Raw genomic sequence first — 14902 nt, forward strand, 5'->3', positions numbered from 1 at the left:
GTCGTGTCTTGAAGATTTTAAGCAAAGCTGCACTTAAAGATTATTCATTATTTTTCTTAGCCAATCTTTGACTAACTAACTCAGCGGCTAAATGTATTGCTGCTTTTATACTCGTAGCATCAGCGATTCCTTTACCTGCAATATCGAACGCTGTGCCATGATCGGGTGAAGTGCGAACGAAAGGAAGACCTATAGAAGTATTAACTGCCCGATCAAACGCCATTAGCTTTACAGGAATTAAGCCTTGGTCGTGGTAAAGTGCCAAGTAGCCATCAGCTGGATTTTGTACTAAAGAATTTCCATACCAAGCTTGACCAGGTTTAACCCACATCGTATCTGGCGGTATCGGCCCATCTAACTGCAATTGTGGTCGGTTTTGCCGCTCTTGCTCTAACCAGGGAATTAACCAATCTTGTTCTTCGTTTCCAAGTTGTCCCTGTTCGCCACTGTGGGGATTTAAACCGGCGATCGCAATTCTTCCTCTATATATACCAAAATCTTTCTCTAAACACTCCACTAACAAATCCAGTTTTTGTGTCAACAAATGCGGTGTCAACACATCGGCTACTTGACGTAGGGGAATATGTGTGGTTGCTAGTATTGCGCGGAGTGTCCAATTAGTATGAGGCGATCGCGCCACAAATAACATCCCAAAACGGTCAACACCTGATTTTTCTGCCAAAAGTTCTGTTTGCCCTGGATAATTATAGCCTGCGGCCTTCCAAGCAGATTTAGCGATCGGCCCTGTGACAATACCATCGAATTTACCAGCCAGTGTTTGAGCGATCGCATATTCCATATACGCAAAACTAGCCGCACCACTGGCTGCATTACCTATTCCTGAAATAATTCGGTCTTTAATTTTTCCATCCAACTGCACATCGCTGACTGACAAATCATCTGGATTTGCCAAAGCTACTAAATTCTCAGTTAAATTCAGTTTGTAATAAATCTGTGCCAGCAAATCCCCGTTACCCACTACTGTAACGTCATATTTTTGACGAATTTCTGGATCGGCTAAAGCTTTCAAAATCACCTCCGGCCCAATTCCCGCCGGATCTCCCAGCGTCAGCGCCAAACGCGGACGATTCTTTTTTACAAAATTTATTAAACCACCTTGATTATTTTGATACATAAAAATTCTTCATAATTATTATCATCAAAATTTTCCAATTTACCCATCTTCCCTTCTACCAAGAATGGGGATTACCCCCCAAACCAGTAGGGATTAGCTGCTAAACTAGTTTAAAATTGTTTACACAGGTCTAATCCTAGCAACTGTTGAAAAGCTTTTGGTAGACCTAGTTTACACACCAATTTGCACATAAGGAGAATCACGCTAATGGGCGGCGAAATTTTGAATGCAGCTCTACTGTCTTTCGGTTTAATCTTCGTAGGCTGGGGCTTAGGCGCTTTGTTACTGAAAATTCAAGGCACAGAAGAATAATTGAGTGCTGTACATGGATAGCGGGGCGTTTAGCCCGTGCTGAGTGCTGAGTTAGGAGTAGTGGAGACGCGATTCATCGCGTCTGTACAAGAGTTATTATTCTCCCCATTCCCTACTCCCTACTCTCTTTTTTACCGAAATGAGAAAAAAGCTTGTTCGTTAATCGGACAGCTATTTTCTCATAAGTCCATCCAAATAAATTGATTTTCTGAGAAAAGATGTAAACTTTTGTTTGCATAGGTTATTCTGATAACATTCTTTTCATAAAACATTAAAATTTATTACAACCCTCATGACTTTATTAATCGTCGGTGCCACTGGCACCTTAGGAAGACAAGTGGCTCGTCGTGCTATCGATGAGGGATATAAAGTACGCTGTCTTGTCCGCAGCAGTAAAAAAGCAGCTTTTCTGAAAGAATGGGGAGCAGAACTCGTCCCTGGAAATTTACGTTACCCCGATACACTAGCAGAAGCTTTAGTTGGTGTAACCCAAGTTATTGATGCCTCAACCTCTCGCCCTACAGATTCACTGAGTATCAAACAAGTGGACTGGGAAGGCAAAGTAGCATTGATTCAAGCAGCAAAAGCAGCTGGTGTCGAGCGTTTTATTTTCTTTTCGATTTTAGATGCTGATAAATACCCAGAAGTGCCGCTGATGGAAATTAAGCGGTGTACAGAACTATTCTTGGCTGAGTCAGGCTTGAATTTTACCATCTTGCGACTAGCTGGATTTATGCAAGGGTTAATCGGCCAGTATGGGATTCCCATTTTGGAAGGACAGCCAGTTTGGGTGACAGGTAATTCTTCTCCCATTGCTTATATGGACACTCAAGATATTGCTAAGTTTGCAATCCGGGCATTGAGTGTACCAGAAACGGAAAACCAAGCTTTTCCTGTAGTCGGCACTCGTGCATGGAGTGCAGAAGAAATTATCAACCTGTGCGAACGCTTATCTGGAAAAGATGCTAGAGTAACGCGGATGCCAATAAACTTACTGCGTACAGTGCGGGGCATAATGCGGTTCTTTCAGTGGGGATGGAACGTAGCAGATAGGCTGGCGTTTACAGAAGTATTGGCTAGTGGTAAACAGTTAAATGCTTCAATGGATCAAGTATACACAGTATTTGGTTTAGATCCGCAACAAACCACAACCCTAGAAAGTTATCTCCAAGAGTACTTCAGCCGAATAATGAAAAAACTCAAAGAGGTAGACTACCAGAAAAATAAAAATAAAAAACAGAAACCTAAAAAAACTCCTTTTAAGCAATCTTCAAAAGCCAACAGTCAATAGTCATTACAAAACAGACATTAGTCGTAAAACTCTAGACTCTGGATATTTGACCTAGATTAATGACTACATGACCAAAAATGTGTAACGATTACATAATACAGAGCATCGCCTAAACTTGGATATTTGAGTGTGCCGAAAGCAGGCATTATCTACAATGACGTTAAACCGATAGCGGGCCGTGTCGCTATCGAGTTGAAAGACAAGCTAACCGCAGCCGGTTGGAATGTATGTATCACATCGAGTATCGGTGGTATATTGGGCTACCCTAACCCGGAGAGTCCTGTGTGCCACACCCCCATTGACGGTCTGACACCCCCTGGTTTTGATTCAGATATGGAGTTTGCAGTGGTATTAGGGGGAGACGGCACTGTTCTGGCAGCGTCTCGTCAAGTAGCCCCTTGTGGTATTCCACTGTTAACAGTGAATACCGGCCACATGGGATTTTTGACGGAAACTTTCCTGAATCAATTGCCCCAAGCGCTAGAACAGGTAATGGCAGGTGAGTATGAAATTGAAGAACGAGCAATGCTCAATGTCAAAGTGTTTCGGGATGATTCAGTGCTATGGGAAGCTCTATGCCTGAATGAAATGGTGCTACACCGCGAACCTTTGACCTCTATGTGCCATTTTGAAATTGCCATAGGGCATCATGCGCCAGTAGATATTGCCGCAGATGGTGTGATTGTTTCCACGCCTACTGGTTCTACAGCTTACTCATTGAGTGCTGGTGGTCCAGTGGTGACTCCTGGCGTACCTGTTTTACAGCTAGTACCCATTTGTCCCCATTCCCTAGCTTCTAGAGCATTGGTATTTCCAGATACTGAATCGGTCAATATCTACCCAGTCAATATTCCTCGGCTGGTAATGGTAGTAGATGGTAATGGAGGGTGCTATATCTTCCCAGAAGATCGAGTATATATGGAGCGATCGCAATATAGTGCCCGATTTATTCGCCTGCAACCGCCTGAGTTTTTCCGAATTTTGAGAGAAAAATTAGGTTGGGGTTTACCACATATCGCTAAACCAACTTCGGTAGAATTGCCGTAAGCATTGGGCAAGAGGCCGTGTTTCGACTACGCTCAACAACCAGGCAGAAGGTCACTGAGCGTAGTCGAAGTGAAGCAGGAGGCAGAAGTTTTTGAATTTGAATTGATTTCTCCCTCATCTTCCCACTCTCTACTCCCTACTCCCTAACTTACTGATTTCCTTCCAGAATTACTGGTATGGAGATGGAATTTGGAGTTAGTTATTAAGATTGCATCCGAGAATTCGATAGCTGACACCTGAACGTGCTAAAACATCCTTAGCAGCGCGTCAAATTAGAATTGCTACATCACTAAAAGCTCGTAATTGCACTTTATAACTGATGTAAAGATTTTCTTTGGAATATCTTTACAATCCCAAATCCAATATCCCAAATTGTTATGACAGTTGCTCAAAGTCCTTGTGTTTTGGTGATTGAAACCGATGAAAGCCTTGCAAATCAGCTTTCTTGCGATTTGCAAGAAGCCGGTTATGAATCGATTTTGGCTCATGATGCAACGAGTGGTTTACAACACTGTCGCGATCGCCAACCTGCTTTAATTGTTTTAGACCGGATGTTAGCAGGAGAATCAGGACTCTCATTGTGCAAAAATATGAGAAGCACTGGTATGCGATCGCCTGTATTGATTTTAATGGCAAGGGATACAGTTGACGATCGTGTAGCTTGTCTAGAAGCTGGAGCGGATGATTACATCCTCAAACCTTACCGCTCAGAAGACTTTTTGAAGTTGATTCGCCTCTACTTAAAACCTGATGTAGATACCACGGAGCAATTACGCTTTGGGGATTTAATTTTAGACATAGCAACTCGCCGTGCCATACACAACGGGCGACCAATTGACTTGACAATGAAGGAATTTGAACTATTAAAATTCTTAATGGAACATCCCCGTGAAGTGTTAACCCGCGAACAAATTCTAGAAAATGTTTGGGGTTACGACTTTCTCGGTGAGTCAAATGTAATTGAAGTGTACATCCGTTACTTACGGTTAAAAATCGAAGATGAAGGTCAAAAGCGCCTGATTCAAACAGTGCGAGGCGTAGGGTACGTTTTAAGAGAATCCTAGTATACTGTAGCGGGAGTTTGCTTATTTCCTTACCTCGTTCCCAGTTTCACATTGGGAATGCTTCCTTTGGGTGTTGCTACCTCCCACCTAAAGGGTTTTTCTGCCTACAACACTGTAAAATTGAAGTCTAAATAACAAAATTGAAAAGCTATATGACTCGTCGGCTAAGTTTGCTCTCGATAATGCTGAGTATTTTTCTGATGGGTTGTTCTGTGCCAACAACTGCTAAATCTCCTAGCCCCACCTCTGGTTCTAAAACTCCAGCACCAGAAAGTTTAGGTCAAAAACTACCAATTTCTGCTAAAGCTATTGTGCCTAATGGTACAACGATTCAATTAGAGGTAGCGCAGACGCCAAAACAGCAAGCGATGGGATTGATGTATCGACCAGCTTTACCAGATGACCGGGGAATGCTGTTTGGATTCCCTTCAGCACAACCAGTCAGTTTCTGGATGAAGAATGTACCGGTACCCCTAGACATGGTATTTCTACATAAAGGTGTTGTTAAATATATTCAGGTTGCTGCACCTCCTTGTGCGAGTGAGCCTTGTCCTACCTATGGTCCCAATACACCAATTGATAAAGTGATTGAACTTCGTTCTGGAAGAGCTGCCGAATTGAAGTTGAAAGTGGGCGATATTCTCAAAATTGAGTTTTGAAACCCTGGTGTTTTGCCTGGATAAAAACTTGGGTAATTACTCGGTTGAGAGCCTATACGGTGGAAATATATGTTTTTTTTGTAAAAAATGTCACTGTATGTGGTCAAACAGCACTTGTAACGCTACTATTTAAAAACTGTGGTAATAATGTAAAATTCTACTGTCTCAAACCTGAAATCGCAGTTTTCAGGTTTAGTCTCAAAAATATTCCCTTGGGCGTAAGTGTAAATAGTCGCCAATAAGAGAGTATAGGCTATGGAATCTTTATTACTACTTGTGTAATTAAATAAAACACAAAGGTAAATAAGATGAAGCCAATTTAATTAAGTAAAAATACTGCTTAATAAGCTAGCAAAAGATTTGTATGAGAATTTTTATTTCTCAGACCATCTATAAGAAGCCTCTGTTGAAGGCAGATTAACAAAAACTGTGCTGGGGTGTATAGCCGAAAACGGCACAGTGACAGATAAAATACTGGCTACTGTCTACCGAGTAATGGTGAACTGATATATGACAATACATTCTGCACAAGGAGGTGAGATACAAATGTCACCATCAAAATATTCCCGACTGATTCATTTTTTGCAAGAAGATTTAGCAATTTCTACAGCATCACTAGCAGTGGCGCTTCGGCATCGGGAGCAAGACCCAGGCCCTTTGGCAATGATTCTTTGGCAATATGGTTTGATTACTTTAGAGCAATTAGAACAAATTTACGATTGGCTGGAGACGGCGTAGGTTATACCAATTTTAGATTGGAAATTTTAGACTTTGGCTTAAAAGTTTCTACCAAATGCCTATTAGCAGAATCTCAAACAATACTATTTATACCAATTTTGGATGATACTAAGTTGCCAAAGTTAGTCTTGTTTGGTGTCAAAGATACAGTCCGACTTTCTTCAAAGCAAATAATACTATCTAGGGCAACTTGGTGTCATTTAAAAGAATTGAGGTATGTCACATCAACTCTACCTGATGCAAAGGTTTCTACTCTATATACAAATTAAAAGAGCGAGTTGATAATTTAACTCGCTCTTTTGATTTATTACTCAGGATTGACTAAACACTTTAACTGCTGCTGCTATACCAGAACCAGGGGTGAAATCTTCGTAGCCAAGTTCTGTGAGGGTAACTTCTAAGGATGCTATACAGCTAAGGATATCGCGATCGCTCACAAAACCCAAGTGACCAATACGGAAAATTTTATTGCTCAAATGGTCTTGACCACCAGCGAGGGCAATATCAAAGCGTTTTTTCATCAATGACCGAATCTTATCCGGTTCAATTCCTTGTGGTGCTACAGCCGTAATCGCCGGACTAGCGGAACTATCTGCTGCAAGCAAGGGCAAATTCAACCCTTTAATGGCGGCGCGGGTAGCATTCTTCAGCCGTTCATGTCGAGCAAATATTGATTCTAAGCCTTCTTCTTTCATGATTCGCAACGTGGTGTGTAACGCTACAATCAAGTTCACAGGCGGAGTAAATGGAGTTGTATTTTTGGCTGTAGCTTTGCGATATTTGCCTAAATCCAAATAATATTTCGGTAGCTTCGCAGTTTTGTAAGCTTCCCAAGCCTTGGGACTGACAGAGACAAAACCCAATCCCGGCGGAATCATATAACCTTTTTGGGAACCAGAGGCGACGATATCCAAGCCCCAAGCATCCACAGGTAGATTGAATGCACCCAAGCTCGTGACAGCATCAACGATAATTAAAGCTTCACCGTGTTCTTTAACGTGGCGGTTGATGGTTTCTAGGTCATTCAACACACCGGTTGAGGTTTCGCTGTGGGTAATAATTACAGCTTTGATTTGCTTTTGGGTATCTGCTTGGAGTTTTTCGGCGAATACTGCGGGGTCTAAGGGTTTTCCCCATTCCACCTTAACCTCTTCTACATTCAAACCATAGGCTTGACCAATTTCTACCCAGCGTTCGCCAAATTTACCATTAGAGCCAACTAAAATGCGATCGCCTGGAGAGAGAAAATTAATTATTCCCGCTTCGACAGCACCCGTACCACTGACATTCAGCATCAGCACATCACTTTGAGTTTGGTGCAGCCACTTGAGGTTTTCTGTCACCTCTGCCAATATGTTGCTAAATTCACTAGTACGATGCCCAATCGGATGCTTGGCTAATGCCAGTAAGGCAGCTTCTGGCACTGGTGTAGGGCCTGGAATCATCAGCATCAGCTTATCGTTCATGTTTCTATCCTAAAAGTCAAATAAAAGTCAAAATTGTGGGAAGTTGGTTAAGTCTGATAGCAAATCCTAGATATTCATCTACAAATTCCACTCAGATTATCACCAGCATTGTTGTATATTTTCCAAATTTATAGGAAAAGTATTGTGGGAGTTAACGATCGGTCAGCTTGACCTTTGCAATTTATACCAGACTCCAACTCAGATAAAACCTTTGTTCCAGGCAATCTTACCACACACCTAGACGCCAGGTTAAGGTGTCTGCTCGTAGGCGAACGGCTATTTTAGCCAAGGATGAAACATCTATCTAGATGAGGCATAGGTACGATAAATTCTTAAAATCTACCCATAATCCACCTCAGTTGTTTTTATAGAAAAACGCGAAATCTTTTTGAACATCGCGGTAATTGTCGCTGAAAAAGTTGTGTTTTGCTTCCATGAAAGAAGTAACTCCCTACACTATACAGAAGACTTGGATGTTACCGTTTGCTAAGAGATAAAAGATACCCAACTCAAACTTTTCAATCTATTTGGGTCAAAGATTTGTTCTTGGGTTGCCATTCTCTAAACAATACCTTCGTTTATGATTTATTTGAGTCAAAATCGCTTTGATACCAATATCCAAGCCTTTTCTAGGTTATTTGATAGCGACTAATTTGACGCAGAAGTTGAGATATCTATGCTACTAATTGCTGCATTTTTTGATACTGCACTTAGTAGTAAACAATGTCGGCGGCGGGTAGTAATAAACTATAAGTTTTTATACTATACTTACAAAATTGCTACAATGGTGCTTAGTCTCCTTAGTTACTATTCACGGTGAGTCGTTTTTAACTAGTGTTCAGTTCATAAAGTGTCACTCTCTAGATCCCCGGTATTCTTACAAAAGAGATATTCTTAGTTAGTGCAAGGAGTGATACCATTTCACCACATGTTTGTCACAAGTTATCCCAGTAATACTCCCTCCTCAGGGAGTGTTGCAGATTTCAAATGTTGCATCAAACGAGTGAGTTGGTATAAGCTTTTACGAAAAAGCGCTTGAGTGAGCAAAACTCTCAAGCGTTTTTTTGTGTATAAATAAAACAGTTTAACTCTCTGGACAATAATTAAAAATGTCTTTAAATACACATATACCAGACAAGGAAACTACTGTTATAAAAATTGTTGCAACATATACCTGATGACTCTAGATTTGTGCGTACCATCAAAACCTTTTTAAGTTACTGGACGTACCACACGAATTAGTTTTCCTTGCAAAGGTTCTTCTTTTGCCACAGCCTCATCTATCCGTGCTGCAAATTGTTCCCAATTACGATTATTCGTGCAAACAAAAATACCGAAGTGGTTAGAATCACGACGATGCAAACGGATAAAATCAACTCTGTTGATAGTTAATATTGAGCGTTCTTGACTTATGGCAAATGCTAGCACTTCCTCATCAGGTATACCTTGGTCTGCATTTTCTGCTTCTTGAACTGTCAAAACATCATGCCCCAAATCGCGTAATAAGGGACTTCCAGAAAATAAATTATCCAATTTACTCAGATCGTATTTTTCTTTCTCCCCCTGCCCCCTGCTCCCTGCCCCCCTACCTACACCAAGATCGGATATTTTTTTAGTTGGAAGTCCCTAATTCCACAACTGGAAAGGGAAACTGCTCATCTGCGTAAAACCGTGCCATCGATTAGGCTACCTCATTACGCTCACGCTCAATTGCCAATTCGATTTCATCGGGATGAGCTTCTGCATATACCCAAGCATTAGCTAAATCTGTAGCTGTAATAGTTGGATAGCTCGTCAAAAGGTCAGCATCACTATATCCAAGACCGCGAGCTTCCACAAGTACCCAAACGGGAATACGAGTTTTAGCGATGCGAGCCTCTCCACCACAAACTCTAGGAGTTTTTTCAATTCCTTGCCAATTGTTGCCGAGACTTTGAGCAAGTAACTGTATAGCCTGCAATTTTTCCCCAGGACTGAGGGCAAGAAGTTGTTGTTCTAACTCTTTGAGTGTCACGGATGTAAATCCTCTGATGTTTTGTCAGGCTAAATTCACAATTTTATCAATTGCTAAGTACAAGATTTCATTAATTCGTAGCGAATTCCCTACGGTAAGGCGTACCCTTCGGGAAGCAAGCTACGCGTAGCGTCTCGTAGAGAAGCGCATCTGCGTTTAAATTTCAACTCTCAATTTGCCACGATTTTATGCAAAACTGTACTTAGCTAATTACAAAATTCACCAACTTTCCAGGCACCACAATTACCTTTTTAACCTCTTTACCTTCGATGTAACGCTGGGCAATTTCTGATTCACGAGCATATTTCTCCAACGCTGCTTTATCTGCTTGTGCTGGTACTTGAATTGCGCCGCGAGTTTTACCCATAACTTGAATAACTAAAGTGATTTCATCAGCGACTAAAGCCGCTGGGTCAAATGATGGCCAAGTTTGAGTATGAACTGAATCACTTTCACCCAATAAATGCCACAATTCATCAGCAATATGTGGTGCAAATGGTGCTAGTAAAACCACCAAAGTACGAATCCCTTCTGCGTAAATTGGTGAATTTTTGCCGTCAGCATCAGTTAAGGCATTACTCAACTTCATCAATTCTGAAATAGCGGTGTTGAATTGATATTCGTCTTCCACGTCTTCTGTCACCGCTTGAATCGCCGTGTGAATCGCCCGCCGCAATTCCTTTTCTGGCTTAGTTAAATCAGATTGGGCTTTTTTATGGGATACCCCAGCAGCAATATAATCTGTCACCAAACGCCAAACCCGATTTAAAAAGCGGAATTGTCCTTCCACATCGGCTTCATCCCATTCCAAATCTTTTTCTGGCGGTGCTTTGAACAAAATGAACATCCGCGCTGTATCTACACCATATTTGGAAATTACATCTTCTGGCGCTACACCGTTACCCTTTGATTTAGACATGGTGGCATAGAGACGTTGCAACGGTTCACCTGTTTGGGGGTCGCGCGGGTCAGCTGAATTTACCAGATTAGAAGGAATCCATTTATCTTTACCACCCTTATTCGGATTTAGGTAAGTTAAACCCTGCACCATACCTTGAGTTAAGAGGCGTTGGAAGGGTTCATCAAAGTTTAACAAGCCTCTGTCCCGCAGAACCTTAGTAAAGAACCGCGAATACAACAAATGTAAAATTGCGTGTTCAATCCCACCTACATACTGATCGACTGGCATCCAGTCATTGATTTTACTGGAATCAAAAACCTGTTGTTCATTTTTAGCGTCAGGGAAGCGCAAGAAGTACCACGAGGAATCAATAAAAGTATCCATCGTGTCGGTTTCCCGCTTTGCTGGAGTGCCGCAAGTTGGACAAGGTACATTTACCCAGCTCTCTAACTGAGTCAAAGGTGAACCACCACGTCCAGTAAATTCCACCTCTTCCGGTAACTGTACTGGCAAATCTTTATCGGGCACTGGTACTATCCCACAGTTTGGGCAGTGAATCACTGGGATGGGTGCGCCCCAATAGCGTTGCCGAGAAATCAACCAATCACGCAAGCGGTATTGGATGCGTTCTTTGCCAAAACCTTGTTCTTCGGCATATTTAACTATAGCTGCCTTCGCATCTACAGAATTCATTCCAGTAAACTGACCAGAATTAATTAAAACTCCGGCTTCGGTATATGCTTGGTTATATTGAATAATAAAAATTCCTGGTGATGTGTAACCCTCCACATATTCAGCAATTTCTTCTTCTATATCTGAGGTCGGCGTTAAATCAAAATCTGCTACATCTTCTGGCGCAGCAATTACAAAATCAATCGGCAAATCATAAGTCCGGGCAAACTTAAAATCCCGGACATCGTGTGCTGGTACACCCATCACTGCTCCAGTACCATACTCATACAGTACATAGTCAGCAATCCAAATCGGCACTTCTTCCCCTGAAAATGGGTTAATTGCCTTACCACCTGTGGGTATACCCCGCTTAGGTTTGTCTTCAGCAGTACGTTCCAACTCACTTTGATGGGAAACCTCTTTAATAAAAGCTTCTACCGCTGCTTGTTGTTCTTTTGTAGTAACGCGCTTTGTTAAAGGATGTTCTGGTGCTAACACTAGATAGCTAACACCATAAACTGTATCTGGGCGTGTGGTGTACACTCCGATTTTTTCATCTATCCCAATAATGGGAAATTCTAAGTAAGCGCCTGTAGATTTGCCAATCCAGTTTGCCTGCATAGACTTGACGCGTTCCGGCCAACCTGTCAATTGATGCAAGTCATTGAGTAATTCTTCGGCGTAGTCGGTAATCTTGAAAAACCACTGGCGTAATAATTTGCGCTCAACTATTGCCCCACTGCGCCAAGAACGTCCTTCGTTATCAACTTGCTCATTTGCTAGTACAGTTTGATCGATCGGGTCCCAGTTTACAGCTGCTTCTTTTTGATAAGCTAACCCTGCTTGCAAAAACTGCAAGAAAATCCATTGCGTCCACTTGTAATAATCTGGCGAACAGGTAGCGAGTTCGCATTCCCAGTCAATAGATAAACCAAGACGCTGCAATTGTTGCCGCATCTGAGCCATATTCTGATAAGTCCATTTTGCTGGCGGTACGCCACGGTCAATGGCGGCATTTTCTGCTGGCAAGCCAAAGGCATCCCAACCCATTGGGTGTATTACCCGATACCCTTGCATTCGCTTGAGGCGGGCAATCACATCGGTAATCGTATAATTACGGACGTGACCCATGTGTAGGCTGCCCGATGGATAAGGGAACATGGAAAGAGCATAGAATTTTGGCTTGTTGCTAACTGTCGGTGTCTTATCTAAGCCAAGTTCTACCCATGTTTTTTGCCATTTTTCCTCAATTGCTGCTGGGTTATATCGGGAATCTACAGAATCACGTATTTCCAATGGTTTCATGCCTGTTACACTTTATTTCTACTAATTTTCTAGCATTTGTTTACTAGTACATTTGAACCACTATATTGAGGGAATTATCTGTCTAGTAATTTTCTAATTTAATTTACAAAATCAATTTACTATTTCTTTCTACCCCCTATTTCTATCTATCTTATATCCCTAAAGTTCAACAAGTTTAGGTATATAGTGCATAAAAAAGTCCCTAAGCTTAGGATGCTGGGGACTAGATGTATTTGGTTCTAAACTGATTTACTGGGTTAGCAATCCGATCGCCATTTCAAGGTGCATCTTAGCTTTGTGCAAATTAAGCAAATTTTCTTGGTCGTATCTGTCAGGATAGCTCATAGCTTTGCCTTCCATCGTCAGCTTAATCAGTGCTGCTTGCTCATCTGTGGGTGAATTCATCTCATCTACCACCCCTTCAAGGAATTGAATAACACTGAAACCTGGTGACTTCAACCCTCTACCCTGCCTTAGTTGAACGAGTGCTATCTGTGCAAATGCGATTAATGTGACAATCCAACTAGTCTTGTAGCCTCCATTCCCAGTAGGCTTTAATCCGTAACGCCTACATAAGTCTCTCAACTCAGCAGTGGTTTTGATTTCGAGTTCTGCACGTGTGAACATAAAATAGAGTTACCCATTTGTAAAAGTGGTATCGGTGGTGAACCATTTCCAAGGATGAAAGCACCACCGATTTAAAATCATATTTACTCGCTTCCACGTAGATCAAGCTATATTTACATCTCTCAACAATGGCTAATCCTAAAGGAAATCCAGAAAATTTAAAAAAATTCACTACTGACAGAGAGGAGCCACTGACCGAGAAAATGAATATACGCATGACTAAGACAATGAAAGAGGAAGTGCAGCAACAAGATAACCCTCCTGAATTTTGTAGAGAAGCTATTCAAGAGAAGTTAGATAGGAATAAAGGGCAAGAGTAGTACTTAATTGTTTAACTATTAATCTGAGTAAACAAAAATACCTCTAGAACTGATATCTAGAGGTATTCAACATCATAGGTTTTTATTGCTGTCAAGTTAGATGGTTAAAATAGGCGATGGTTGAATCAAATCTAAAATTTACTGATTTGGTGCGGGTTTTTGTCTACGGCACGCTCAAACCAGGTGAAGCTAACTATACAAGATACTGTGCTGACAAAGTAGTTGATGTCAAAACAGCGTTTGTACAAGGCAAATTATTTGCTCTGCCAATGGGCTACCCAGCGATGACGCTAGGGAATAGCCAAGTGTATGGATATTTACTTTCTTTTTCCAACCCAAAAATTTTAAATGAGCTAGATGTGCTGGAAGATTACCAGCCCAATAGACAAACACCAGAAAACCTCTATAATCGACAAATTATCGAGGTTTATGAGCCACAGTCGCTCTCTTATAGTTGGGCTTGGGTTTATTTAATGACTCTAGAACGAGTTGAGCAATTAGGAGGCTTCCTCCAACCTGACGGCTGGTGGAGCGGCTGTGGTTTAACCCTAGAGTACAGTTTTGAACTGTAAACTGTTAATGCGATTAGTTTATGTCCTGTTTGGGGTCGTGTCGTTGCGGCTGAACCTGATAAATTGAATTTTCTGGAGAGGCTACTGCTGCTTTCGGAATTTCAATTACCGGGTTATTTAGTCCCACCATCAGCGGGGAAGGGGGAACTATAGACGCTGAGGACGTTTGTATCGGTTCTCTTTGTGGTCGTTGCGCCAGTTGCGGCACCATCGAACCACCACCTACTAAGCCAGATATTGCACCGATCGCACAAGCAGCAACAGCTCCACCTGCCGCTATCCAGTTTAAACGGGAGCGGCGGCGCAAACGTGTCAATACTTGCTGAACTGTTTCTTCTGGCGACTGTTGGGCTGCTGGCACTGGGAGCGTCCGCAAACCTTGGCGCAGTTTTAACAGTCGGGCATACAAACATTGAACTGAGGCATCATTTGCCAGCCATTCTTCTACTTGCCTGCGTTCGGTGGCTGTGACTTCACCATCGAGGTAAGCACTCAATAACTCGAAGCGATCGCGCTTCACCATATCCATAAGACCCGTTGATTCATTGGTATGCTTGGCCATCCCATCTGACAAATCTTGAGGAAGTTGCAAAGGAGAACGGTCGTAAAACTGAGAATCAGTAGTCATCTTAACATTATTACCAATTCATACACGGGTAAACTTGGCGGGAATTTTGGGAAAATTAGCCAATTTTCCCCCTGAAGGCAGAAACAATCTACGTCTTTCTAGTAATTTTTAATCTATGCTTAAATTCTGCCATTGGGCAGAGGCAAGATAC

At 41.9% G+C, this 14902-nt stretch carries 15 protein-coding genes; 8 read left to right on the forward strand and 7 right to left on the reverse strand.

What is annotated here, in order from left to right; all coding sequences use genetic code 11:
* Positions 1-40: 40 nt before the first annotated feature.
* The gene (gene pdxA / locus ACR5KR_RS07395; RefSeq protein WP_448266012.1) at positions 41-1135 is read right to left on the reverse strand and encodes a 4-hydroxythreonine-4-phosphate dehydrogenase PdxA; all 1095 of its coding nucleotides are present in this window, start codon (positions 1133-1135) and stop codon (positions 41-43) included.
* A 207-nt stretch (positions 1136-1342) separates the two neighbouring features.
* On the opposite strand from pdxA, the gene petM reads away from it, so the two are divergent.
* The 6 genes from petM to ACR5KR_RS07425 all read left to right on the forward strand — a co-directional run bounded on the left by petM (position 1343) and on the right by ACR5KR_RS07425 (position 6246).
* On the forward strand, positions 1343-1447 hold the full coding sequence (gene petM / locus ACR5KR_RS07400) for a cytochrome b6-f complex subunit PetM (protein ID WP_094344256.1): 105 nt from the start codon (positions 1343-1345) through the stop codon (positions 1445-1447).
* A gap of 292 nt (positions 1448-1739) precedes the next feature.
* The gene (locus ACR5KR_RS07405) at positions 1740-2738 is read left to right on the forward strand and encodes an SDR family oxidoreductase (protein WP_448266014.1); all 999 of its coding nucleotides are present in this window, start codon (positions 1740-1742) and stop codon (positions 2736-2738) included.
* Between the two features lie 129 nt (positions 2739-2867).
* On the forward strand, positions 2868-3785 hold the full coding sequence (locus ACR5KR_RS07410) for an NAD(+) kinase (protein WP_448266015.1): 918 nt from the start codon (positions 2868-2870) through the stop codon (positions 3783-3785).
* Between the two features lie 377 nt (positions 3786-4162).
* Positions 4163-4849 carry a response regulator transcription factor NblR gene (nblR, locus tag ACR5KR_RS07415; protein WP_099103317.1) on the forward strand — a complete coding sequence of 229 codons (687 nt, stop codon included), beginning with the start codon at positions 4163-4165 and terminating at the stop codon, positions 4847-4849.
* A 152-nt stretch (positions 4850-5001) separates the two neighbouring features.
* Positions 5002-5508 (forward strand): DUF192 domain-containing protein, encoded by a 507-nt coding sequence (locus ACR5KR_RS07420; RefSeq protein ID WP_445627107.1) that lies wholly within the window; start codon positions 5002-5004, stop codon positions 5506-5508.
* A 510-nt stretch (positions 5509-6018) separates the two neighbouring features.
* Positions 6019-6246 carry a DUF2949 domain-containing protein gene (locus ACR5KR_RS07425; RefSeq protein ID WP_012410503.1) on the forward strand — a complete coding sequence of 76 codons (228 nt, stop codon included), beginning with the start codon at positions 6019-6021 and terminating at the stop codon, positions 6244-6246.
* 311 nt (positions 6247-6557) lie between these two features.
* Here the strand turns inward: ACR5KR_RS07425 and ACR5KR_RS07430 are convergent, their stop codons facing one another.
* The 5 genes from ACR5KR_RS07430 to ACR5KR_RS07450 form a co-directional block, all read right to left on the reverse strand.
* A complete protein-coding gene (locus ACR5KR_RS07430; protein ID WP_448266016.1) occupies positions 6558-7712 on the reverse strand; it encodes a pyridoxal-phosphate-dependent aminotransferase family protein in 1155 nt (384 codons plus the stop codon).
* A gap of 1212 nt (positions 7713-8924) precedes the next feature.
* Positions 8925-9245 (reverse strand): DUF5615 family PIN-like protein, encoded by a 321-nt coding sequence (locus ACR5KR_RS07435; RefSeq protein WP_448266017.1) that lies wholly within the window; start codon positions 9243-9245, stop codon positions 8925-8927.
* Between the two features lie 148 nt (positions 9246-9393).
* Entirely contained in the window at positions 9394-9726 is a 333-nt protein-coding gene (locus ACR5KR_RS07440) for a DUF433 domain-containing protein (RefSeq protein ID WP_448266018.1), read from the reverse strand.
* A 202-nt stretch (positions 9727-9928) separates the two neighbouring features.
* A complete protein-coding gene (gene leuS / locus ACR5KR_RS07445) occupies positions 9929-12604 on the reverse strand; it encodes a leucine--tRNA ligase (protein ID WP_448266019.1) in 2676 nt (891 codons plus the stop codon).
* Positions 12605-12853: 249 nt separating this feature from the next.
* Positions 12854-13231 carry a hypothetical protein gene (locus ACR5KR_RS07450; RefSeq protein WP_445627102.1) on the reverse strand — a complete coding sequence of 126 codons (378 nt, stop codon included), beginning with the start codon at positions 13229-13231 and terminating at the stop codon, positions 12854-12856.
* Between the two features lie 128 nt (positions 13232-13359).
* On the opposite strand from ACR5KR_RS07450, the gene ACR5KR_RS07455 reads away from it, so the two are divergent.
* Both ACR5KR_RS07455 and ACR5KR_RS07460 read left to right on the forward strand, forming a co-directional pair.
* On the forward strand, positions 13360-13551 hold the full coding sequence (locus ACR5KR_RS07455) for a hypothetical protein (protein ID WP_334854157.1): 192 nt from the start codon (positions 13360-13362) through the stop codon (positions 13549-13551).
* Between the two features lie 116 nt (positions 13552-13667).
* On the forward strand, positions 13668-14123 hold the full coding sequence (locus ACR5KR_RS07460; protein WP_445627101.1) for a gamma-glutamylcyclotransferase family protein: 456 nt from the start codon (positions 13668-13670) through the stop codon (positions 14121-14123).
* A gap of 13 nt (positions 14124-14136) precedes the next feature.
* Here ACR5KR_RS07460 and ACR5KR_RS07465 read toward each other — a convergent pair whose 3' ends face one another.
* Positions 14137-14751 (reverse strand): anti-sigma factor family protein, encoded by a 615-nt coding sequence (locus ACR5KR_RS07465; RefSeq protein WP_445627100.1) that lies wholly within the window; start codon positions 14749-14751, stop codon positions 14137-14139.
* Positions 14752-14902 lie beyond the last annotated feature (151 nt).

It is taken from the genome of Nostoc sp. DSM 114159, from assembly GCF_053470285.1.